The 20,614-nt window shown below is 70.3% G+C and carries 19 protein-coding genes; 12 read left to right on the plus strand and 7 right to left on the minus strand.

Translation table 11 applies throughout. The features are described 5' to 3' along the window. Position 1: 1 nt before the first annotated feature. Positions 2–1,639, plus strand: coding sequence for a GMC oxidoreductase (locus tag F3T56_RS00425; RefSeq protein WP_484422094.1), 1,638 nt, complete (start codon positions 2–4; stop codon positions 1,637–1,639). Between the two features lie 16 nt (positions 1,640–1,655). Here the strand turns inward: F3T56_RS00425 and F3T56_RS00430 are convergent, their stop codons facing one another. Then, on the minus strand, positions 1,656–3,452 hold the full coding sequence (locus tag F3T56_RS00430; protein ID WP_149822605.1) for an AMP-dependent synthetase/ligase: 1,797 nt from the start codon (positions 3,450–3,452) through the stop codon (positions 1,656–1,658). A 359-nt stretch (positions 3,453–3,811) separates the two neighbouring features. On the opposite strand from F3T56_RS00430, the gene F3T56_RS00435 reads away from it, so the two are divergent. From F3T56_RS00435 to F3T56_RS00460, 6 genes are all read left to right on the plus strand, one after another. Beyond that, positions 3,812–4,567: a metallophosphoesterase family protein gene (locus tag F3T56_RS00435; RefSeq protein ID WP_149822870.1), complete on the plus strand. Its 756-nt coding sequence runs from the start codon at positions 3,812–3,814 to the stop codon at positions 4,565–4,567. A 105-nt stretch (positions 4,568–4,672) separates the two neighbouring features. Further along, positions 4,673–5,113: an SRPBCC family protein gene (locus F3T56_RS00440; RefSeq protein WP_149822606.1), complete on the plus strand. Its 441-nt coding sequence runs from the start codon at positions 4,673–4,675 to the stop codon at positions 5,111–5,113. Positions 5,114–5,475: 362 nt separating this feature from the next. Then, a complete protein-coding gene (locus F3T56_RS00445) occupies positions 5,476–6,675 on the plus strand; it encodes an ArsA family ATPase (RefSeq protein ID WP_149822607.1) in 1,200 nt (399 codons plus the stop codon). 57 nt (positions 6,676–6,732) lie between these two features. Continuing rightward, positions 6,733–7,257 (plus strand): DUF5304 domain-containing protein, encoded by a 525-nt coding sequence (locus F3T56_RS00450; protein WP_149822608.1) that lies wholly within the window; start codon positions 6,733–6,735, stop codon positions 7,255–7,257. 94 nt (positions 7,258–7,351) lie between these two features. Then, a complete protein-coding gene (locus tag F3T56_RS00455) occupies positions 7,352–8,305 on the plus strand; it encodes an ROK family glucokinase (protein ID WP_149822609.1) in 954 nt (317 codons plus the stop codon). 130 nt (positions 8,306–8,435) lie between these two features. Then, the gene (locus F3T56_RS00460; protein WP_149822610.1) at positions 8,436–9,185 is read left to right on the plus strand and encodes an endonuclease/exonuclease/phosphatase family protein; all 750 of its coding nucleotides are present in this window, start codon (positions 8,436–8,438) and stop codon (positions 9,183–9,185) included. On the opposite strand, the gene F3T56_RS00465 is transcribed toward F3T56_RS00460, so the two are convergent. The 4 genes from F3T56_RS00465 to F3T56_RS00480 all read right to left on the minus strand — a co-directional run bounded on the left by F3T56_RS00465 (position 9,182) and on the right by F3T56_RS00480 (position 12,608). Next, entirely contained in the window at positions 9,182–10,264 is a 1,083-nt protein-coding gene (locus tag F3T56_RS00465; protein ID WP_149822611.1) for a CU044_5270 family protein, read from the minus strand. The two genes, F3T56_RS00460 and F3T56_RS00465, sit on opposite strands and share 4 nt — an antisense overlap. Further along, positions 10,257–10,880 carry an RNA polymerase sigma factor gene (locus tag F3T56_RS00470; protein ID WP_149822612.1) on the minus strand — a complete coding sequence of 208 codons (624 nt, stop codon included), beginning with the start codon at positions 10,878–10,880 and terminating at the stop codon, positions 10,257–10,259. Before F3T56_RS00470 ends, F3T56_RS00465 begins: the two co-directional genes overlap by 8 nt. Positions 10,881–11,080: 200 nt before the next feature. After that, positions 11,081–11,758: a hypothetical protein gene (locus F3T56_RS00475; RefSeq protein ID WP_149822613.1), complete on the minus strand. Its 678-nt coding sequence runs from the start codon at positions 11,756–11,758 to the stop codon at positions 11,081–11,083. After that, complete coding sequence (locus F3T56_RS00480) at positions 11,751–12,608, minus strand: alpha/beta hydrolase (protein ID WP_149822614.1); 858 nt, start codon at positions 12,606–12,608, stop codon at positions 11,751–11,753. The genes F3T56_RS00475 and F3T56_RS00480 overlap by 8 nt, the downstream gene beginning before the upstream one ends. Before the next feature lie 245 nt (positions 12,609–12,853). On the opposite strand from F3T56_RS00480, the gene F3T56_RS00485 reads away from it, so the two are divergent. The 4 genes from F3T56_RS00485 (at position 12,854) to F3T56_RS00500 (ending at position 16,806) form a co-directional block, all read left to right on the plus strand. Next, entirely contained in the window at positions 12,854–13,615 is a 762-nt protein-coding gene (locus tag F3T56_RS00485) for a lysophospholipid acyltransferase family protein (RefSeq protein ID WP_149822615.1), read from the plus strand. A 26-nt stretch (positions 13,616–13,641) separates the two neighbouring features. Beyond that, positions 13,642–14,895 (plus strand): MacS family sensor histidine kinase, encoded by a 1,254-nt coding sequence (gene macS / locus F3T56_RS00490; RefSeq protein ID WP_149822616.1) that lies wholly within the window; start codon positions 13,642–13,644, stop codon positions 14,893–14,895. An 80-nt stretch (positions 14,896–14,975) separates the two neighbouring features. Continuing rightward, complete coding sequence (locus F3T56_RS00495) at positions 14,976–15,623, plus strand: response regulator (protein ID WP_149822871.1); 648 nt, start codon at positions 14,976–14,978, stop codon at positions 15,621–15,623. Positions 15,624–15,777: 154 nt separating this feature from the next. After that, on the plus strand, positions 15,778–16,806 hold the full coding sequence (locus F3T56_RS00500) for a 6-phosphofructokinase (RefSeq protein WP_149822617.1): 1,029 nt from the start codon (positions 15,778–15,780) through the stop codon (positions 16,804–16,806). 199 nt (positions 16,807–17,005) lie between these two features. Here the strand turns inward: F3T56_RS00500 and F3T56_RS00505 are convergent, their stop codons facing one another. Both F3T56_RS00505 and F3T56_RS49970 read right to left on the minus strand, forming a co-directional pair. Then, positions 17,006–18,931: an anthranilate synthase family protein gene (locus F3T56_RS00505; RefSeq protein ID WP_149822618.1), complete on the minus strand. Its 1,926-nt coding sequence runs from the start codon at positions 18,929–18,931 to the stop codon at positions 17,006–17,008. Between the two features lie 115 nt (positions 18,932–19,046). Continuing rightward, positions 19,047–19,103 (minus strand): trp operon leader peptide, encoded by a 57-nt coding sequence (locus F3T56_RS49970; protein ID WP_076973970.1) that lies wholly within the window; start codon positions 19,101–19,103, stop codon positions 19,047–19,049. A 123-nt stretch (positions 19,104–19,226) separates the two neighbouring features. Here F3T56_RS49970 and F3T56_RS00515 point away from each other — a divergent pair, with 123 nt between their 5' ends. Further along, positions 19,227–20,579: a class II 3-deoxy-7-phosphoheptulonate synthase gene (locus tag F3T56_RS00515; RefSeq protein WP_149822619.1), complete on the plus strand. Its 1,353-nt coding sequence runs from the start codon at positions 19,227–19,229 to the stop codon at positions 20,577–20,579. Positions 20,580–20,614: the final 35 nt, after the last annotated feature.

Genomic DNA, 20,614 nt, shown 5'->3' on the forward strand with positions numbered 1-20,614 from the left:
CATGACAGAGAAACTGACGCAACATCAGCTTTCCCGCCGTCGCATACTCGGTATGGTCGCCCTCCGGACGGCCACCGCGGCCGGCCTCACCCGCGTCGGCCTTCAGTCGGCCCAGGCCGTCGAACCCGCCGCCGTCGACAACTCCCCGGCCATCGTGATCGGTTCGGGCTACGGCGCCGCCGTGGCCGCCCTCCGCCTCGGCCAGGCCGGCATCCGCACGATCGTCCTGGAGATGGGCCGCCTCTGGAACACCCCCGGCTCCGACGGGAAGATCTTCTGCTCCACGCGGGAACCGGACCAGAGATCCATGTGGTTCAAGACCCGCACCGAGGCCCCGCTCGCCACCTTCCTGTGGCTGGACGTCGTCAACAAGGACATCAGCCCGTACCCCGGAGTCCTCGACCGGGTCCGCTACGCCAACATGTCCGTCTACGTCGGACGCGGCGTCGGCGGCGGCTCACTGGTCAACGGCAGCATGGCCGTCACCCCCCTCCGGTCGTACTTCGCCGAGCAGTTCCCGACCGTCGACACCGCCGAGATGTACGCCACGTACTTCCCGCGCGCCCGCGCCATGCTCGGCGTCAACACCATCGACCCGGCGTGGTTCGAGTCCACCGAGTGGTACCGCTTCAGCCGGATCTCCCGCGCCCACGCCGAGAAGACCGGTCTGAAGACCACCTTCGTGCCGAGCGTCTACGACTTCGGCCACATGCAGCGCGAAGCCGCCGGTACGGCGACGAAGTCGGCCCTCGCCGGTGAGGTCATCTACGGCAACAACCACGGCAAGCGCAGCCTCGACAAGACCTACCTCGCCGCCGCCCTCGGCACCGGCAACGTCACCCTCCACACCATGGAACGCGCCAAGGGGATACGAAGAGCGAGCGACAGCACGTACGTCATCACCGCCGACCGCGTCGACGACACGGGCGCGGTTGTCGAGACCAAGGAGTACGGCTGCACGTACCTCTTCCTCGGCGCGGGCAGCGTCGGCACCACCGAACTCCTCGTCCGCGCCCAGGTATTGGGCACCCTGCCCGCACTGGACGCGAGCGTCGGGACCGGCTGGGGCACCAACGGCAACGTGATGCTGGGCCGGGCCAACCACCTGTGGGACACGGTCGGCGAGAACCAGTCGACCATGCCGGTCCTCGGCATCGACGACTGGGCCAACACCGCCAACCCCGTCTTCGCCGAAATCGCCCCGCTGCCCACCGGGTTGGAGCACTGGGTCAGCCTCTACCTGGCGATCACCAAGAACCGGGAGCGCGCGTCCTTCACGTACGACGCCGCGAGCGACTCGGCGAAACTCGGCTGGAGCGCCGCCCAGAGCGCGGTCTCCGTGTCCATGGCCAAGAAGCTCTTCGACCGGATCAACTCGGCGAACTCCACGATCTACCGGTACGACCTCTTCGGCTCGTCCAACAAGGTGTTCGCCGACGACTTCACCTACCACCCGCTGGGCGGCTGCGTGCTGGGCAAGGCGACCGACAACTACGGGAGAGTGAAGGGGTATTCGAAGCTGTACGTCACCGACGGCTCGCTGGTGCCCGGCTCCATCGGGGTGAACCCGTTCGTCACGATCACCGCGCTCGCCGAACGCACGATGGCGCGGGTCCTCGCCGAGGACACCGCGCCATGAGGCGTACGACCGCCGGCTACTTCTGGTAGATCGCCTCGATCTCGTCCGAGAAGTCCTTCGCCACCACATTGCGCTTGAGCTTCAGGGACGGCGTCAGGTGGCCCGAATCCTCCGTGAACTGGGAGGACAGAATGCGGAACTTCCGCACCGATTCCGCCTTCGACACCGCGGCGTTGCCGTCGTCGATCGCGGCCTGGATCGCCGCGTTCAGGTCCGCGTCCGCACGCAGCGACGCCGCGGTGGAGCCCGCCGGCTTGCCGTGCTCGGCGGCCCAACGGCCCAGGAACTCCTCGTCGAGGGTGACCAGCGCGCCCACGAAAGGCCGCCCGTCGCCGACGACCATGCACTCGGCGACCAGCGCGTGCGCCCGGATACGGTCCTCGATCACGGCCGGGGCGACGTTCTTGCCGCCCGCGGTGACGATGATCTCCTTCTTGCGGCCGGTGATCCTGAGGTAGCCGTCCTCGTCGAGGGTGCCGATGTCACCGCTGTGGAACCAGCCGTCCGCCAGCGCCTCCTCGGTGGCGGCCGGGTTGTTCCAGTACCCCTTGAACAGATGGTCGCCGTGCAGCAGCACCTCGCCGTCGTCGGCGATCCGGACCACCGAGCCGGGCAGCGGCTGGCCGACCGTGCCGATCTTCTGCCGGTCCCAGGGGTTGAAGGCGGTGGCGGCACAGGTCTCGGTCAGGCCGTAGCCCTCCAGGACCGTGAAGCCGATGCCGCGGAAGAAGTGGCCGAGGCGCTCGCCCAGCGGGGCGCCGCCGGAGATGGCGTACTCGCCCTTGCCGCCGAGCACCGCGCGCAGCTTGCTGTAGACGAGTCTGTCGAAGACCAGGTGTTTGATCTTCAGGCCGAGGGACGGGCCCGACGGGGTGTCCAGGGCCTTGCTGTACGCGATCGCCGTGTCCGCGGCCTTGTCGAAGATCTTGCCCTTGCCGTCCGCCTGCGCCTTGGCGCGGGCCGAGTTGTAGACCTTCTCGAAGACACGCGGGACACCGAGGATCAGCGTCGGCCGGAAGGAGGCCAGCTCGTCGGTGAGGTTCTTGATGTCCGGGACCGTGCCCAGCTTGATCGGCGCCATCATCGGCGCGACCTGCACCAGCCGCCCGAAGACATGCGCGAGCGGCAGGAACAGCAGGACGCTGCACTCGCCCGTGCGGAACAGCGGACGCAGCCGCTCGACGACGTTGCCGCACTCGGCGAAGAAGCTGCGATGGGTGAGGACACACCCCTTCGGGCGGCCCGTCGTACCGGACGTGTAGACGATGGTCGCCGGGTCGTCGGCCTTCGCCAGCGAGCTGCGCTCCTCGACGGCCGCGTCGGTGACGTCCTGGCCGAGCCGCCCCAGCTCCTCCACGCCACCGCCCTCGATCTGCCACACGTGCTTCAGCGCGGGCAGCCGGTCGCGCACCGACTCGACGGCGGCCGTGTGACCGTCCAGCTCCACGATGCAGGCGGTCGCGCCCGAGTCGGAGAGGATCCACTGCACCTGCTCCGGCGAGCTGGTCTCGTACACCGGCACGGTGATCGCGCCGGCCGACCAGATCGCGAAGTCCAGCAGCGTCCACTCGTACCGCGTACGGGACATGAGCCCGACCCGGTCGCCCGGCTGGACGCCGGCGGCGATGAGCCCCTTCGCGGCGGTCCGCACCTCGTCGAGGAACCGGACAGCGCTGACGTCCTGCCAGGCGCCGCCCACCTTGCGGGCGATGACGGCGACATCGGGATGCTGCGCGGCGTTTCTGCGGACGATGTCGGTCAGGTTGCCGTCCGTCGGGACCTCGTACAAAGCCGGAAGGCTGAACTCGCGCAAGACTGCTGCTCCTCATAGGGCGCCGACGCCATGACTGACGTGCGTGCTGCGACGGGCGGTCCAAGGCTGGGGCGGTCGCTCAGGCCTCACGTGGTTCCTTGCGGTCCCCCGCTGGTTGAAAACCTGAGCACAACTGGACTGCCCGGACGTTACCCGCCGGTATGGCATCTACGCGAGGGGGGTCCGGCGAGATGTTCTCCGCGTCACATAGGTGGGCTCTTCCGGGAACACTAATCCACGCACTTACTGACTGGCCAGTAACCGCAGGACCCATCGACTCTGTTCACGTATGCCGCACACGCCTACGCTTGATCGTCATGGCACGCACAACGGGCGACACCCGCACAACACGCATTCATGTGGTCAGCGACGTGCATGGCAACGCACGCGACCTGGCGAGAGCGGGTGAGGGCGCGGACGCCCTGGTGTGCCTCGGTGACCTGGTCCTTTTCCTTGACTACGCCGACCACTCGCGCGGCATCTTCCCGGACCTCTTCGGCGCGGAGAACGCGAGCCGGCTCGTCGAACTGCGCACCGCCCGGCGCTTCGAGGAGGCGCGTGAGCTGGGGACCCGGCTGTGGGCGGGTGTCGGCGGCGACCGGGCCGCCGTCATCGAGAAGGCGGTGCGCAAGCAGTACGCCGAGCTGTTCGCGGCGTTCCCTACGCCGACGTACGCCACGTACGGCAATGTCGATATGCCGATGCTGTGGCCGGAGTACGCGGGTGAGGGGACCACCGTGCTGGACGGCGAACGGGTGGAAATCGGGGGGTGGGTCTTCGGGTTCGTGGGCGGCGGGCTCAGGACCCCCATGCGGACGCCGTACGAGATCAGCGACGAGGAGTACGCGGCGAAGATCGAGGCGGTGGGCGAGGTGGACGTGCTGTGCACGCACATCCCGCCGGAGGTGCCGGAACTCGTCTACGACACCGTGGCGAGGCGTTTCGAGCGGGGGAGCCGGGCGCTGCTGGAGGCGATCCGTCGTACGCGGCCCCGGTACTCACTCTTCGGACATGTCCACCAGCCGCTGGCCCGGCGGATGCGGATCGGGGCGACGGAGTGCGTGAACGTGGGGCACTTCGCGGGGAGCGGGAAGCCGTGGGTGCTGGAGTGGTGAACCCTGGGTGGTGACCGGGGGGCCGTGGGCGCGCGGTAGCCTTCACGCTGCACATACGTGCGCACCCACCTCCCTCACCGGACAGTCTCTGGAGGAGCCACGGCGATGGCGGAATTCACCAGTTCGAGCATCACGATCGAGGCCGCGGCGGCCGATGTCATGGGGGTGATCGCCGACTTCGCCCGCTACCCGGACTGGACGGGTGAGGTGAAGGAGGCGGAGGTCCTTCGGACGGATGAGCAGGGACGGGCCGAGCAGGTCCGGCTCGTCATGGACGCGGGGGCGATCAAGGACGACCAGACGCTGGCGTACACGTGGACCGGGGCGAACGAAGTGTCCTGGACGCTGGTGAAGTCCCAGATGCTGCGGTCGTTGGACGGGTCGTACATCCTCAAGCCGGTCGGGGACGGGGTGACCGAGGTGACATACCAGCTGACCGTCGACGTGAAGATCCCGATGCTCGGGATGATCAAGCGCAAGGCGGAGAAGGTCATCATCGACCGGGCGCTGGCGGGCCTGAAGAAGCGGGTCGAGTCGGGCGCGTGATCGGCCCACCCACCCGCCCGTCCCGCCATGCTGATGAGGGGTGCCCTCGGGGCCAGGTTTCAGGCGACGGTTGCTTGTTGTGTGCGGGCAGGGGGAGCGGGCTCGCGCCCAGTAGCTCGGTGGGATGTGTTGTCGCGCGACCGCGGGTCGTACGTGGCTGATCGCGCCCACGCGGCGGAGCCGCATATTGATACAGCCCCGCGCCCCTTACGGGGCGCAGGTCGCCTGCATAGCCGCGGGCAGTCGTGCCGCTGGGACGATGGGGGAGGGCGGGCGCGGCGGCATCCTGTCAGCGCCGGGGAGCGGGACGCCGCCCCGGCCCGCGCCCGCGCCGGGGGCCTGCTCGGATACCGTTCACCTCCATGCGCACCATCCTGATCACCGGGCAAGGCGGCAGTGGCCGTACGACGGTTGCTGCGGCCACCGCGCTCAAGGCGGCCCGTGAGGGGGTCCGCACGCTTGTGTTGAGTGCGGACCGGACGGACAGTCTGGGGGCTGTACTGGGGGTGGGCACGGGCGCCGAGCCCGTACGGGTCGCACCGGAGCTCACCGCCTGGCGGCCCGACGCCGCGGCGGACTTCCGGGAGGACCTCGTCGCGTTTCAGGAGCGGGCCGCGTCGGTGCTCGATCTGCTCGGGGCAAGTCGGCTGGACGCCGAGGAACTCACGCCCCTCCCCGGCGCCGAAGAGCTGGCGCTGCTGCGGGCGCTGCGCGACGCCGCGCTGTCCGAGGCGTACGACCTGGTCGTCGTGGATCTGCCGCCCGCGCCGCAGGCACTCGCGCTGCTCGGGCTCCCGGAGGAGCTGCGGCGCTATCTGCGGCGGCTGCTGCCGGCGGAGCGGCAGGCGGCCCGGGCGCTGCGGCCGGTCCTCGGCCGGCTGGCCGGGGTGCCGATGCCCGCGGAGTGGCTGTACGAGACGGCCGCCCGCTGGGACGTCGAGCTGGCCGCCGTCGCCGCGATCGTCGAGGACCCCGGCACGACCGTACGGCTGGTCGCCGAGCCCGGCCCGGCCGGCGCCGACCACGTACGCGTCGCGAGCATCGGCCTCGCCCTGCGCGCCCTCCCCGTGGAGGCGCTGATCGCCAACCGGATCCTCCCCGAGAACACGCACGACACCTGGCTCGGCGGCCTGGTCGCCCAGCAGCAGAAGGCCCTCGCGGAGTGGCGGGAGGACCGTCCCGTACGGGAGGTCGCCCACCTCGGCCGGGACCCGCGCGGCACCGACGATCTCACCGCCCTCGACGTACCCGGTGCCGACGACACCCACGGCGCTCCCGCCCGCGTCGAGTGGCCCGTCGTCGACCGGCTCGGCGACGGGTCACCCGACGGGCCACACGACGGGGTGCTCGTCTGGCACCTCCCGCTGCCCGGCGCCATACGCGACGAGCTGGACCTCATCCGGCGCGGCGACGAGCTGGTCGTCACCGCGGGCCAGTTCCGCCGTATCGTTCCGCTGCCGTCCGCGCTGCGCCGCTGCACGGTCGACGGCGCGGCCCTCAGGGACGGCGAGCTGAGGATCCGTTTCGCGCCGGACCCGCGGTTGTGGCCGCAGGGTCGGTGAACCGGGTACCCCCGTTCGGGTAACGTCGAAGGTACGAACCGTAGGCAGGAGTCCGCCATGAGCGAAGAGCGCCCCACGTCCGACGCCGCCGGGGAGGACGCGCGCACGGCAGACGAGCGCACGGCTGACGAGCGCACCGCTGACGACTGGGTGCGTGCGACCGACGCCGACGCCTGGGCCACGGCGTGCGAGGAGGACCTCGCCGCGGAGAAGGCCCGACGCCGCGCGAAGTACGGGCCCCCGCCGGGCTCGGCCGCCGAGGAGCTTCGCAAGCTGGTCGACACCGTCGCCGGCAAGCTCTCCGGTCTGCAGTCGCCGTTGTTCGGCGCGGTGGCCGGTGGCGCGGCCCAGCAGATGGTCAACCAGGTCGTCCGCCAGGCCAAGGCCGCCGTCGAACCCGTCATCGAACGCAACCCCGACGTCTTCGACCACCTCGCCGCCGCCGGAGGCGAACTCCTCGCCGCGTACCGCTCCGCCGTCGAGGCCCAGGAACGACGCTGGACGACCCGTGACACCGCCCACCGGGAACGCCGTGAAGAGGGCGATGATCCGGGCCCCGGCGAGCGCATCGACCTGGACTGACGCCGGACTGTCCGCCGGGCGGACGACGGGCGTCCGAGGGGATGCCCTCGGGTACGGTTGGCCGTAGCGGGGCTCGACCGAAACTGAGGGATTCATGGGACTCACCATCGGCGTCGACATCGGCGGTACCAAGATCGCGGCGGGCGTGGTCGACGAGGACGGCAACATCCTCTCGACCCACAAGGTGCCGACCCCGGGCACGCCCGAGGGGATCGTGGACGCCATCGCCGCCGCCGTCGAGGGCGCGCGAGCCGGGCACGAGATCGTCGGCGTGGGCATCGGCGCCGCCGGCTATGTCAACCGGCAGCGGTCGACCGTGTACTTCGCCCCCAACATCGACTGGCGCAACGAGCCGCTGAAGGAAAAGGTCGAAGCACGCGTCAAGCTCCCCGTCGTCGTGGAGAACGACGCCAACGCGGCCGCGTGGGGCGAGTACAAGTTCGGCGCCGGCAAGGGCCACCGCAACGTCATCTGCATCACCCTCGGCACCGGCCTCGGCGGCGGCATCATCATCGGCAACAAGCTGCGCCGCGGCCACTACGGCGTGGCCGCCGAGTTCGGCCACATCCGGATGGTCCCGGACGGGCTGCTGTGCGGCTGCGGCAGCCAGGGCTGCTGGGAGCAGTACGCGTCCGGCCGCGCTCTCGTCCGCTACGCCAAGCAGCGCGCCAACGCGACCCCCGAGAACGCCGAGATCCTCCTCGGCATGGGCGACGGCACCCCTGACGGCATCGAGGGCAAGCACATCTCCATGGCCGCCCGCCAGGGCGACCCCGTCGCCGTCGACTCCTACCGCGAACTCGCCCGCTGGGCCGGCGCCGGCCTCGCCGACCTCGCCTCCCTCTTCGACCCGTCCGCCTTCATCGTCGGCGGCGGCCTCTCGGACGAGGGCGAACTCGTCCTCGACCCCATCCGCAAGTCCTACAAGCGCTGGCTCGTAGGCGGCAACTGGCGCCCGGTCGCCGAGGTCATCGCCGCCCAACTCGGCAACGAGGCGGGCCTGGTGGGCGCGGCGGACTTGGCGAGAGAGCCGGACCCGATTATGTAGGGGCAACTTTTCACCGCAGGGTGCCACCCGCGCCCCTTAAGGGGCGCGGGGAACTGCGCGATCAGCCACGAACAACCCGTAGTCGCAAACGGACATATGCACCCGAGCTCTTGGGCGTACATTGATCCACATGGAGCCGCTCCCCAAGTCCCGCAGCAACCCCGACGGTTCAGCCACCATCCGCGTCCTCAGCTACAACATCCGCTCCATGAGGGACGACACCGCTGCCCTGGCCCGTGTCATCGAGGCCTGCACCCCCGACCTGGTCCTCATCCAAGAAGCCCCCCGCTTCTTCCGCTGGCGCAAAAAACTCGCCCAACTGGCCGCGACCTCCGGCCTGGTCACCCTCTCCGGCGGAGCCACCGCCTCCGGCCCAGCCCTGCTGTGCAGCCTCCGGGCCACCGTCGAACACACCGAGGACATCCTCCTGCCGCTCACCCCCGGCCTGCACAGACGCGGCTTCGCCACGGCAGTGGTCCGCTTCGGCCGGGCCCGCCTCGGCGTCCTGTCCTGCCACCTCTCCCTGCAGAAGGACGAGCGGTACGAACAGGGCGGCATGCTCCTCGACCGCCTCGCCGGACTGGGCGTGGAGCACGCCGTCGCGGGCGGCGACCTCAACGAACGCCCGAACGGCCGCACGTTCAGGCGCCTCGCCACCGAACTCCAGGACTGCTGGACCACGTCCCCCTGGGGCGGCGAGTACACCTCCACCCCCGCCGACCCCCACCAGCGCATCGACGCGATCCTGGCCACACCCGGCATCGAGGTCCTCGGCTGCGGAGTCCCCCTCAACCACCCGGGGATCACCGACCACGACCTGAGGGCGGCCACGGACCATCTCCCGGTCCTGGCCGCCCTCAGAGTGCCCGCCGCGTCCTAGCTCTGGGCCGTGGGCCGCTGCTTGGCCTTGTCGACGATGGCCCAGCTGTCGAGGTACGAGAGCTGGGTGTACACCTTCATGTTCTTCCCGTCGCCCGAGCTGCGCTCGTGCCGGAAGCCGAGGAACGCATACGTCTCAGGGTCGAAGATGAAGTAACTAGCGCCGACCCGCTCGGGTTGCGTCGGGTCGTCGTACGTGATGGCCACGCCGGTGCGGCCCTTTGCGTCCTTCTGGTTCGGCACCGCCTTGACGCCCGGCACCATGCCCAGCGCCTCGTACGCCGCCGGACGCAGTCCCTCCGGCATCACCGGCACATGCATGAGCAGCCCGGCGAGGCTGAAGTGGATGTGCGACCACTCCCGGTCGGTGATCTTGTCCAGCGAGGTGTTCTTCTCCTTGCGGGGGAAGAAGTCGTTCTGGATCGCGAGGATCAGCTGCTCCGGTTCGGTGGGCAGCTTCTTCAGCCTGCCCCAGTCCCGCGGCGGCCAGCTGCTCGCGTTCTCAGGGAGCGGCGGTGACCACCAGCCCTTGCCGACCTCCATGATCCAGGAGGGCTTGGAATCGTCCACGGACCGCCAGACCTCGTCGACGTGGGTCTTCGTGGTGCCCGTCTTCTGGTTGATCTCCTTGATGATCACCTTGGTGTAGATGAACTGGTCGTCGCGCGGGACGACGGTCCGCTCGTGCTCGCGGGCGTATGCGGCGGCGCCGTTGAGCACCGCCTGCGCGCTCACGTTCCGCATCGCGGGAGAGCTGACGACCGGCGGCTTCGCGGTCTTCCCCCGGCTGCCGTCGCCGTCCTCCACGGCGACCAGGACACCGGCCGTGACCGCGGCGGCCATCGCACCGGCCAGGGCGATGCGCAGAAGTGGGCGGCGTACCCCCGGGGCTGGCCGGACCCTCGTGCTCGTCGCGCGATCCGCGTCCGGCGCGGTGATCACGGCGAGCAGCCGGGCCCGCCCCCGCCGCCGTGCCTCGTCGTCCAGCGGGGGAGTCCCCGCGTCGAAGCCGGCGAGGCCCCTGAGGCCGCTCAGCTCCCTCAGCTCCCTCAAATCCCTCGGTTCGTCGATGTCACGCATGGGCGTCTGCCTCTCGGAAAGCGGTCGGATCGGATCCGCCCAGTGCTTCGCGCAGTTTGCTGCGAGCCCGGTTCAGCCGGGATCTGATCGTGCCGACGGGCACGTCGAGGGCCTGGGCCGCCTCCTCGTAGTCGAGGCCGGCCCAGGCCACCAGCAGCACCACGTCGCGGTGCCGGGCGGAGAGCCCGCCCAGCGCGGCGGCCAGTTCCCGGCGCACCCCCGTGGCACCGGCCCTGGCGACAGCCCGGTCCGCGACCGGCTCCTCGTGCTCCACCGGCTCCGGCAGCCGGGCCAGCGCCTTGAACCGGCGCGCCTCGGCCCGGCGGTGCCGGCCCACGAGGTTGGTCGCGATGCCGAACAACCAGGGGCGGGCGTCGGCCCGCTCCAGGTCGTACGTGTGACGCCGCTGGAAGGCGGTGATGAACGTCTCCGCCATCAGATCCTCCGCCGCCTCGGGACCGAGCCGCCGCGCCGCGTAACGGTGCACGGCGTCGGCGTACCGGTCGTAGAGCACGGCGAACAGCTCGGGCTCGTCCCGGGACCGCGCGATCACACGGGCATCACTCTCCTCGCGATCCTCGTCGCGGGTGCCGACGCCCGGTGGTCCGACGGTCATCGGGGCTCCTTTCGTTCGTCCGAACGCCTCGAAGGCTTGGGCTCATTGGGTCGTTCACCTGTCCTTCGCCGCTCGGCACGATCGGGTTCCATTTCCGTCGCACGGGCACGGCGAGGCCTGCGTACGGCAACGGCGGGGGCCCGCCCGGAACGTTCCCGGACGGGCCCCTCGTACGGCGATGCGGCGATACGGCGGTGGGGTCAGACGACCGCGCCCCGTCCCGGATCGTCGTCGTCCTCGTCGTCGGGCTTCATGCGCATCACCAGCGTGGCGAAGCCGCCGAGGAAGCCGCCGATGCCGAGGGTGGTGAGCCACCAGGTCATGTCCCAGCCGAACAGGACGGCGAGCAGCAGCAGGACCGGCCCGCCGACCACCCCCAGCCAGGCGAACTTGGCGGTCGCGTCGGCCTCCGGCAGCGGGGGCGGCTCGGGCGGTACGAAGTGGCCCTCGCCGTCATCCTCGTCGTCGTCCTCGGCGGTGTCCTCGCCGACGGGGTCGGGCACGCTGTAGTCGCGCGGACCGGCGCCCACGCCCGGCGCGAACGCGACCGAACTGCCCAGCGGCTTCGGGGCCGCGGGGCCGGCGGTATCGGCGGAGTCACCGGGGGACTTGTCCGCGGAGTCGTCCGGCTCGGCCTCGAGCAGCGCCAGGTCCTCCACCGACTTGAACGGCTTGGCGCCCGGCGGGTCCGGCGGCTCCTCGCCGAACCCGGCGACGATGGCCCGCCACGCGGCGTCCTCGTCGAACGGCACGTGCTGCTCCTTGCCCGGCGACTCGCCGGAGGAGGCGCCCGCGGAGCCGCCCGAGGAGTCACCGTGGCGCTCGCCGAGCGGCGCGCCCTGCTCCTCCGGCTCACGCTCGGAGTCGTGCTCAGCCACCAGTGGCCGTCCCTTCCCTCTGTCCCACGGACTCCTCGTCGGATCCCGCACCCGACCGCTTCTCGGATCCCGTATCGGACTGATGTACGGATCCTGCTCCGGACTCCTTCACAAGACGGGTGACGAACCTGTGGCTCTCCTCGAAGATCCGGCCCGCGTCGTGGTCCAACGTCGCGACGTGGTGGCTCTGTTCCAACAGGATCTCCGTGACGTCCCTCGACGACACCCGGCCGAGGACGCGATCGGAGTCGGCGGGCGGCACCACATGGTCCCCCGGACTGCGCAGCAGCAGCAACGGCTGTGTCACCTGGGGCAGTTCGCCGTCGACGAGCCGCAGGAAGATCCGCAGCGAGTGCGCCGCGTGCAGCGGCACCTTGTCGTAGCCCAGCTCCTCGACACCCTCCTTCGCGATGTCGCCCGTGATCCCCCTGGTCGTGGGGACGAGGTGCCGGACCACGGGGAGGGCGTACGCGGCCAGGCCGTGCACCTTGTTGGAGGGATTGACGAGCACGACGCCGTCGACCGCGTCCCCGTGCTTCGCGGCCAGCCGCAGCGCCAGTGCGCCGCCCATGGACAGCCCCGCGACGAAGACATGGGCACAGCGCTCGCGCAGGACGCGCAGTTCGCGGTCCACCTCGGCGTACCAGTCCTGCCAACCGGTGACGCGCAGCTCCTCCCAGCGTGTGCCGTGCCCCGGCAGCAGCGGCAGCGCGACGGTCAGGCCGCGCCCGGCGAGGTACTCGGCCCAGGGGCGCAGGGCCTGCGGGGAACCGGTGAAGCCATGGCAGAGGAGGACTCCCACCTCCCCGCCCTCGTGGCGGTAGGGCTCGGCTCCAGGAAGGACCGGCACGGTTCGGTCTCCTGTTCATGAGAAGGGTGTGAAACGAGTCCGGGTGTGCTTCACCGTACGCGACCGCACTGACACCGACCAGGGGCTTCGGCCGGTGGAGGGCCCGTTGGGGAAGCAGGTTGCGGGCGGTGGGGGAGTCGGTGGCGGGCCTGACACCGGCCGGGGCGTCGGCCTCTTCCGTCAGCCGTCCGGGTTAAGGTCTGATCTACAGAACACAGAGAGGCACTCGGTTGTTGTACGGCGCGATGAAGGTCGCTATCGGGGGACCGTTGAAGGTCACCTTCCGGCCCTGGGTGGAAGGCCTGGAGAACATTCCGGCCGAGGGCGCGGCGATCCTGGCGAGCAACCACCTCTCGTTCTCCGACTCGTTCTTCCTGCCCGCCGTGCTCGACCGCAAGGTCACCTTCATCGCGAAGGCCGAGTACTTCACCACGCCCGGCATCAAGGGCAAGCTGACGGCGGCCTTCTTCAAGGGCGTGGGCCAGCTCCCCGTGGACCGCTCCGGCGCGCGCGGCGCGGGCGAGGCCGCCATCAAGAGCGGCATACAGGTCATCGAGAGCGGCGAGCTGTTCGGCATCTACCCCGAGGGCACCCGCTCGCCCGACGGCCGCCTCTACCGCGGCAAGCCCGGCGGCCTGGCCCGCGTGGCCCTCGCCACCGGCGCGCCCGTCATCCCCGTCGCCATGATCGACACCGAGAAGATCCAGCCGCCGGGCAAGGTCCTGCCAAAGGTGATGCGCCCCGGCATCCGCATCGGCAAGCCCCTCGACTTCAGCCGCTACCAGGGCATGGAGCACGACCGCTTCGTCCTGCGGGCGCTGACCGACGAGGTCATGTACGAGATCATGAAGCTCTCCGGCCAGGAGTACGTCGACATGTACGCGACCGCCGCCAAGCGGCAGATCGCGGACGCGGCCAAGGCCGAGAAAGAAGCCGGCAAGGCCGCCAAGGCGGCGCTCGCCAAGGCCGAGAAGGAACAGGCGGACAAGGAACGGTCGGGTTCGTAGGTTCGTAGCGAACGGGGGTTGGGGGCGTGCCCAGGCGCGAGAGAGTCATGAGGATGTCGGTCGAGCAGCCGCTGTGGCGCGCGCTCACCGGCTACCGCGTCCTGACGATGATCTACGCGGTCGGCCTCTTCATCAGCGCGTACGACAAGTTCGAGCGCCCCTGGCTGGCCATCGCCTACTTCGCGGTCCTGGCCGGCTGGACCCTGGTGACCCTGCCCAAGGTCGCGAACGCGGCCAGCTGCACCAAGCGGTTCCTCGCCGCCGACCTCACCATCGCGATGGTCGGCATCCTGCTCACCCGGTTCGCCGACTCGGCCGCCCGGGTCGAGTCCGGCGGTCCGACGCTGCCGTCGATATGGACCGCGGGCGCGGTGCTGGCCTTCGCCATCAAGGGCGGTTGGCGCTGGGCCGCCTTCGCCTCCACGCTCGTCGCCGTCGCCAACCTGATCCACCGCGGCGCCCCCACCCGCGACACCATCCACAACGTGGTGCTGGTCTGGGTCGCCTCCATCGCCATCGGCTACGTCGTCGAGGTCGCCCGCGCCTCGGAGCGCACCCTCGCCCGCGCCCTGGAGATCGAGGCCGCCACCCGCGAAAGGGAACGCCTCGCCCGCGACATCCACGACGGCGTGCTCCAGGTCCTCGCCATGGTCCAGCGGCGCGGCAACGCCCTCGGTGGTGAGGCCGCTGAGCTGGGCCGGATGGCCGGCGAGCAGGAGGTCGCGCTGCGCACCTTGGTCTCCGGCGGCCTCGTACCCGTGTCGCGGATCTCCGAGGACGAGGCCGAGGGCGCGCTCGTACGGGCCGTGGAGGAGCCGGACGCCCCGGACACCCCGGACGACGCGGCGGGCCCGCTGGACCTGCGCACCCTCCTCGCCGCGTACGCCGGCGCGAAGGTGACCCTCTCCGAGCCCGGCAACCCGGTCCCGCTCGTCCCGTCGGCCGCGCGCGAACTGGCCGCCGCCGTCGGTGCCGCCCTGGACAATGTGCGGAGGCACGCCGGAGACGAGGCCCGGGCCTGGATCCTGGTCGAGGACTGGCCGGACGAGATCATCGTGACCGTACGGGACGACGGCCCCGGCATCCCCGAGGGACGGCTCGCCCAGGCCGAGGGCGAGGGACGGCTCGGGGTGGCCCTGTCCATCCGGGGGCGGCTGCGCGACATCGGCGGCACGGCCGAGCTGATCTCGGTCCCGGGCCAGGGCACGGAAGTCGAACTGAAGGTACCGAAGGCCTCCGAAGGGCCGAAGAACGCACGGGGGAAGGCGGAGAAGCGGTGACGGAGAACGGTAGGCCGGTGGACGGACTCGACGGACAGCCGGCGCAGGGCGGACAGCCCACGCTTGGCCCGATCAAGGTCATGGTGGTCGACGACCACCCCATGTGGCGCGACGCGGTCGCCCGCGACCTGGCCGAGTCCGGCTTCGACGTGGTCGCCACGGCGGGCGACGGAGAGCAGGCGGTGCGCCGCGCCAAGGCCGCCGCGCCCGACGTCCTCGTGCTGGACCTGAACCTGCCCGCGAAGCCCGGCGTCCAGGTCTGCAAGGAACTGGTCGGCGCCAACCCCGCCCTGCGCGTCCTCGTCCTGTCGGCGAGCGGCGAGCACGCGGACGTCCTGGAGGCGGTCAAGTCCGGCGCGACGGGCTACCTGCTGAAGTCCGCCTCGACCGAGGAACTCATCGACGCGGTACGCCGCACCGCCGTCGGCGACCCCGTCTTCACCCCCGGCCTCGCAGGCCTGGTCCTCGGCGAGTACCGCCGTCTCGCCTCCGAACCCGCACCCGCACCGGGCGCCGACGAGCCCAAGGCCCCGCAGCTCACCGACCGCGAGACCGAGGTCCTCCGTCTCGTCGCCAAGGGCCTGAGCTACAAGCAGATCGCCGAACGCCTCGTCATCTCGCACCGCACCGTCCAGAACCACGTCCAGAACACCCTCGGCAAGCTCCAGCTCCACAACCGGGTGGAACTGGTCCGCTACGCGATAGAGCGCGGCCTGGACGACGAGTAAGCCGACCTGGGACGAGCAGTAAGTCAATCCGAGGAGTAAACCAACCTCCCGACAGTTCACCGGAATTGCCCTTACCCGGTCATGTCGAAGTGACCTGAGTCACCATTACCGTGCTGCGCAAGGCTTACGGCAACGGCGGCGAAGGGACATTTCCATGCGGGTCGGAGTACTGACCGGAGGCGGCGACTGCCCCGGGCTCAACGCCGTCATCCGGGGCATCGTCCGCAAGGGCGTGCAGGAGTACGGCTACGACTTCGTCGGCTTCCGGGATGGCTGGCGGGGTCCTTTGGACAACGACACCGTCCGTCTCGACATCCCCGCCGTACGCGGCATCCTGCCCCGAGGCGGTACTATCCTCGGCTCCTCGCGCACCAACCCGCTCAAGCAGGAGAACGGCATCCGCCGCATCAAGGACAACCTCGCCAAGCAGGAGGTCGAGGCCCTCATCACCATCGGCGGGGAGGACACGCTGGGGGTGGCCGCGCGTCTTTCCGGCGAGTACGGCGTGCCGTGCGTGGGCGTCCCGAAGACGATCGACAACGACCTCTCCGCCACGGACTACACCTTCGGCTTCGACACGGCCGTGGGCATCGCGACGGAAGCGATCGACCGTCTGCACACCACCGCCGAGTCCCATATGCGTGTCCTGGTCGTCGAGGTGATGGGCCGTCACGCAGGCTGGATCGCCATCCACTCCGGCCTGGCCGGCGGCGCGAACGTCATCCTCATCCCCGAGCAGCGGTTCGACGTCGACAAGGTGTGCGCCTGGGTGACCTCCCGCTTCAAGGCGTCGTACGCGCCGATCGTGGTCGTGGCGGAGGGGGCGATGCCGAAGGACGGCGACATGGTGCTGAAGGACGAGTCCCTGGACTCCTTTGGCCACGTCCGCCTCTCCGGTGTGGGCGAATGGCTCGCCAAGCAGATCGAGAAACGAACCGGCAAGGAGGCCCGCACCACGGTCCTCGGCCATGTCCAACGCGGCGGCACCCCCAGCGCCTTCGACCGCTGGCTCGCCACCCGCTTCGGCCTCCACGCCATCGACGCCGTCCACGACCGCGACTTCGGCAAGATGGTCGCCCTCCGCGCCACCGACATCATCCGAGTCCCCATCGCCGAGGCCACGGCCAAACTGAAAACGGTGGACCCCAAGCTGTACGAGGAGGTCGGAGTCTTCTTCGGCTGACTTGAGGGAAGCGCCGCGGAAGAGCTCGGGGGTTCGGCTTCGTTGGCGGCTGCAGGTGGCGGGTGGTTGCTCGCGCAGTTCCCACCCACCCGCACCCGCCATACAAACCGACCCCCCCGAGCTGGAAGGCGAAGCGGGGTCGAAGGGGCAGCCGCCCCTGGGGGATGGGAATGGGTAGGGGCGGCGGGGGCGAAAAACCCTAGAGCGCCCGCAGGGACTGAAGCCCCGCCACCAACTCCCGCACCACCGACACCCCATCAAGCGTCAGCACGGACTCGGGATGGAACTGCACCCCCGCGAACCCGGCCCCCCGCACCGCATGCACCTCCCCACTCACACTCCGACTGACCTCAACCCCACGCGCAGCCAACTCCGCCACCGCCCCGTCATCACAGCGCGCCACAAAGCTGTTGTAGAACCCAACCGTCTCGCCCCGCCCAAACAGATCGATCTCCGTCTGCGCCCCCTGATACGGCACTGACTTCCGCACGATCTCCAGCCCCAACTCCGCCGAGATCAACTCATGCCCGAGACACACCCCGAGCACCCCGTACCGATGCCCCCGCAACACCTCGGCGGTCAGCGACCGCAGGAACCGCATCTTTGGATCACAACCGTCCCCCGGATCCCCGGGCCCGGGCCCGAGCACCACAACCCCCTCGTGCGCGAGCACACCCTCCCGCAGCCCCGGCGAGTCGTACCGCCGTACCGTCACCTCCAGGCCGGCCGACCGCAGCAGATGCGCGAGCATGGCCGTGAACGTGTCCTCGGCGTCCACGACGAGCGCATGCCCCGTCAGCTCGGACGTCCGCTCCTGCATCCGCAGCCAGAACGGCGCCAGCGAAGCCCGCCGCCCGTCCAACGCCGCCCGCACCCGCGGATCCTCCGCCAACCCGGGCCGCACCCGCTCCCGGCCGGGCCGCCCGGCCCGTACACCCAGCGCCGCCAGCACCCCCGCCGCCTTCGCATGCGTCTCGGCGACCTCACTCGCGGGATCGGACCCCCGTACGAGCGTGGCGCCCACCGGCACCTTCAGTTGACCGTCCGCGGCGATGTCGGCGGTACGGATCAGAATCGGCGAGTCCAGGGTCTGCGCACCACTCGCGTCCCGCCCCACCAGCGCCAACGCCCCGGCGTAGTACCCCCGCCCACCCGCTTCGTACCGCTCGATGACCCGGCACGCGTTCTGCACCGGCGACCCGGTGACCGTGGCGGCGAACATGGTCTCCTTCAGGACCTCCCGCACATCCAGCGACGACCGTCCGCGCAACTCGTACTCGGTGTGCGCGAGATGGGCCATCTCCTTCAGCCGCGGCCCGACCACGACCCCGCCCATGTCGCCGACCGTGCACATCATCTTGAGTTCCTCGTCGACGACCATCGAGAGCTCCTCGATCTCCTTGCCGTCGGCGAGGAAGGCCAGCAGGTCCTCCGGCGTCGGCCCGCCGGCCGGGTAGCGGTACGTGCCGCTGATCGGGTTCATCACGACCGTCCCGCCCGCCCGTCTCCCACCACCGCCCTCAACCGAGAGCGCTTCGCGCCCGCCCCTCCTGCTCGACATCCGGACGTGCACCTCGGGGCTGGCCCCGACGAGGGTCCGCTCCCCGGTGTGGACCACGAACGTCCAGTACGCGCCCCGTTCGCCCTCCAGCAGCCGCCGGAACAGCGCGAGCGCGTCGGCGCGGCCGAAGCCCGGGATCGCGCCCTCGTATGTCCGCCGGATCACGAAGTTCGCGCCCTCGCCCCGCCCGATCTCCTCGCGCAGCACCCGGCCGACGATCTCCGCGTACTCCTCGTCGGGCACATCGAAGCCGCCGCCCTCGACCCGGACGTCGTGCGCGGGCAGCTGGGCGAGGGCCCGCTCCAGCGGGAGGGCGTACGACTCCTGAGGTGTCAGCACGGACAACGGCGTCCCGTCGTCGCGGACGTCGAAGCCGCGTTCGCGGATCTGGCGGAAGGGGACGAGGGCCAGCCCCTCGTCGGGGATGTCGGCGAGCCGCTCGTACGCGCGGACCGGGCCGATCAGGACCTCCACGGTGTCGTGGTCGTGTCCGGGTGTGCGGCGGCGCAACAGCGCGAACGGGCGGGGATCGTCGAGCAGGAAGTGCAGGTCGGGCAGATGCATGGCGTGGGTTCCTTCTCAGTGGGATCAGCTGGATCAGCTGGAGAGGAACGGCCGGACCCGGAAACACCGAAGGCCGCCCCTCGGGCGGCCTTCGCGAAGTCTTGCGTACGCGCAATCAGTGGGCCGCCGGATGAGCGGTCCACCACCAGTTCTGGATCGAGTGCGCGAACATGCGCCGCACCTTACCGGAGATCCACGAGAACTCACGTGATCCCGCCGCTCAGATCGAGCGCGATGCGTCTCACTTGATGAGCAGGTGGATGGACCCCCGACACAACCCCGTAATGTGGACGTCGTGACCGTGAACGCTAAGTCCAGCGCGAGCGCTGGCAACACCTGGCGAGACCTGCCCGCGGCGCAGCAGCCCGAGTACCCCGACACCGAGGCTCTGCGCGCAGTTGTTGCGGAGCTCGAGTCGTATCCGCCGCTCGTCTTCGCGGGCGAGTGCGACCAGCTGCGTGCCCGGATGGCGGCCGTCGCCAAGGGAGAGGCGTTCCTCCTCCAGGGCGGCGACTGCGCCGAGGCCTTCGACGCCGTCTCGGCCGATCACATCCGCAACAAGCTGAAGACGCTGCTCCAGATGGGCGCGGTCCTCACGTACGCGGCCTCCGTGCCGGTCGTGAAGGTCGGCCGGATCGCAGGCCAGTACTCCAAGCCCCGCTCGAAGCCGACCGAGACCCGTGACGGCGTGACGCTCCCGACCTACCGGGGCGACTCCGTCAATGGCTTCGACTTCACCGAAGAGGCCCGCATCCCGGACCCCGAGCGTCTGAAGCGGATGTACAACGCCTCCGCCTCCACGCTCAACCTGGTCCGTGCCTTCACCACCGGCGGGTACGCCGACCTGCGCCAGGTGCACGCCTGGAACCAGGACTTCGTGAAGTCGTCCCCGTCCGGCCAGCGCTACGAGCAGCTCGCCCGCGAGATCGACAACGCGCTGAACTTCATGCACGCCTGCGGCGCGGACCCGGAGGAGTTCCGCACCGTCGAGTTCTTCTCCTCGCACGAGGCGCTGCTGCTCGACTACGAGTCGGCGCTGACCCGCGTGGACTCGCGCACGGGGCACCTGTACGACGTCTCCGCGCACATGGTGTGGATCGGTGAGCGCACCCGCCAGCTGGACCACGCGCACATCGAGTTCGCCTCGCAGATCCGCAACCCGATCGGCATCAAGCTCGGCCCGACGACGACGGCCGAGGAGGCGCTGCAGTACATCGAGCGCCTCGACCCCGACCGTGAGCCGGGCCGCCTGACCTTCATCGTCCGCATGGGCGCCGACAAGGTCCGCGACAAGCTGCCCGAGCTGGTCGAGAAGGTCACCGCCTCCGGCGCGACCGTGGCCTGGGTGACCGACCCGATGCACGGCAACACCTTCGAGGCGGCCTCCGGCCACAAGACCCGCCGCTTCGACGACGTGCTCGACGAGGTCAAGGGCTTCTTCGAGGTCCACAAGGGCCTGGGCACCCACCCGGGCGGCATCCACGTCGAGCTCACCGGCGACGACGTCACCGAGTGTGTGGGCGGCGGCGACGAGATCTTCGTCGACGACCTGCACCAGCGCTACGAGACGGCCTGCGACCCCCGCCTCAACCGCAGCCAGTCGCTTGACCTGGCGTTCCTCGTCGCGGAGATGTACCGGGACCAGTAGCGGACAGGACATGGAGTGGGGGGGGGGGGACCAAA

The sequence above is a fragment of the Streptomyces tailanensis genome, from assembly GCF_008386495.1.
Classification (GTDB): Bacteria; Actinomycetota; Actinomycetes; order Streptomycetales; family Streptomycetaceae; genus Streptomyces; species Streptomyces tailanensis.

Bases quoted from the DNA above. Each gene is read 5' to 3' on its own strand.
- F3T56_RS00425 (WP_484422094.1), top strand. From the start codon at position 2: ATGACAGAGAAACTGACGCAACATCAGCTTTCCCGCCGTCGCATACTC.
- F3T56_RS00440 (WP_149822606.1), top strand. From the start codon at position 4,673: ATGGCGGAATTCACCAGTTCGAGCATCACGATCGAGGCCGCGGCGGCC.
- F3T56_RS00445 (WP_149822607.1), top strand. From the start codon at position 5,476: ATGCGCACCATCCTGATCACCGGGCAAGGCGGCAGTGGCCGTACGACG.
- F3T56_RS00450 (WP_149822608.1), top strand. From the start codon at position 6,733: ATGAGCGAAGAGCGCCCCACGTCCGACGCCGCCGGGGAGGACGCGCGC.
- F3T56_RS00455 (WP_149822609.1), top strand. From the start codon at position 7,352: ATGGGACTCACCATCGGCGTCGACATCGGCGGTACCAAGATCGCGGCG.
- F3T56_RS00460 (WP_149822610.1), top strand. From the start codon at position 8,436: ATGGAGCCGCTCCCCAAGTCCCGCAGCAACCCCGACGGTTCAGCCACC.
- F3T56_RS00465 (WP_149822611.1), bottom strand. From the start codon at position 10,264: ATGCGTGACATCGACGAACCGAGGGATTTGAGGGAGCTGAGGGAGCTG.
- F3T56_RS00470 (WP_149822612.1), bottom strand. From the start codon at position 10,880: ATGACCGTCGGACCACCGGGCGTCGGCACCCGCGACGAGGATCGCGAG.
- F3T56_RS00485 (WP_149822615.1), top strand. From the start codon at position 12,854: ATGAAGGTCGCTATCGGGGGACCGTTGAAGGTCACCTTCCGGCCCTGG.
- F3T56_RS00495 (WP_149822871.1), top strand. From the start codon at position 14,976: ATGGTGGTCGACGACCACCCCATGTGGCGCGACGCGGTCGCCCGCGAC.
- F3T56_RS00500 (WP_149822617.1), top strand. From the start codon at position 15,778: ATGCGGGTCGGAGTACTGACCGGAGGCGGCGACTGCCCCGGGCTCAAC.
- F3T56_RS00505 (WP_149822618.1), bottom strand. From the start codon at position 18,931: ATGCATCTGCCCGACCTGCACTTCCTGCTCGACGATCCCCGCCCGTTC.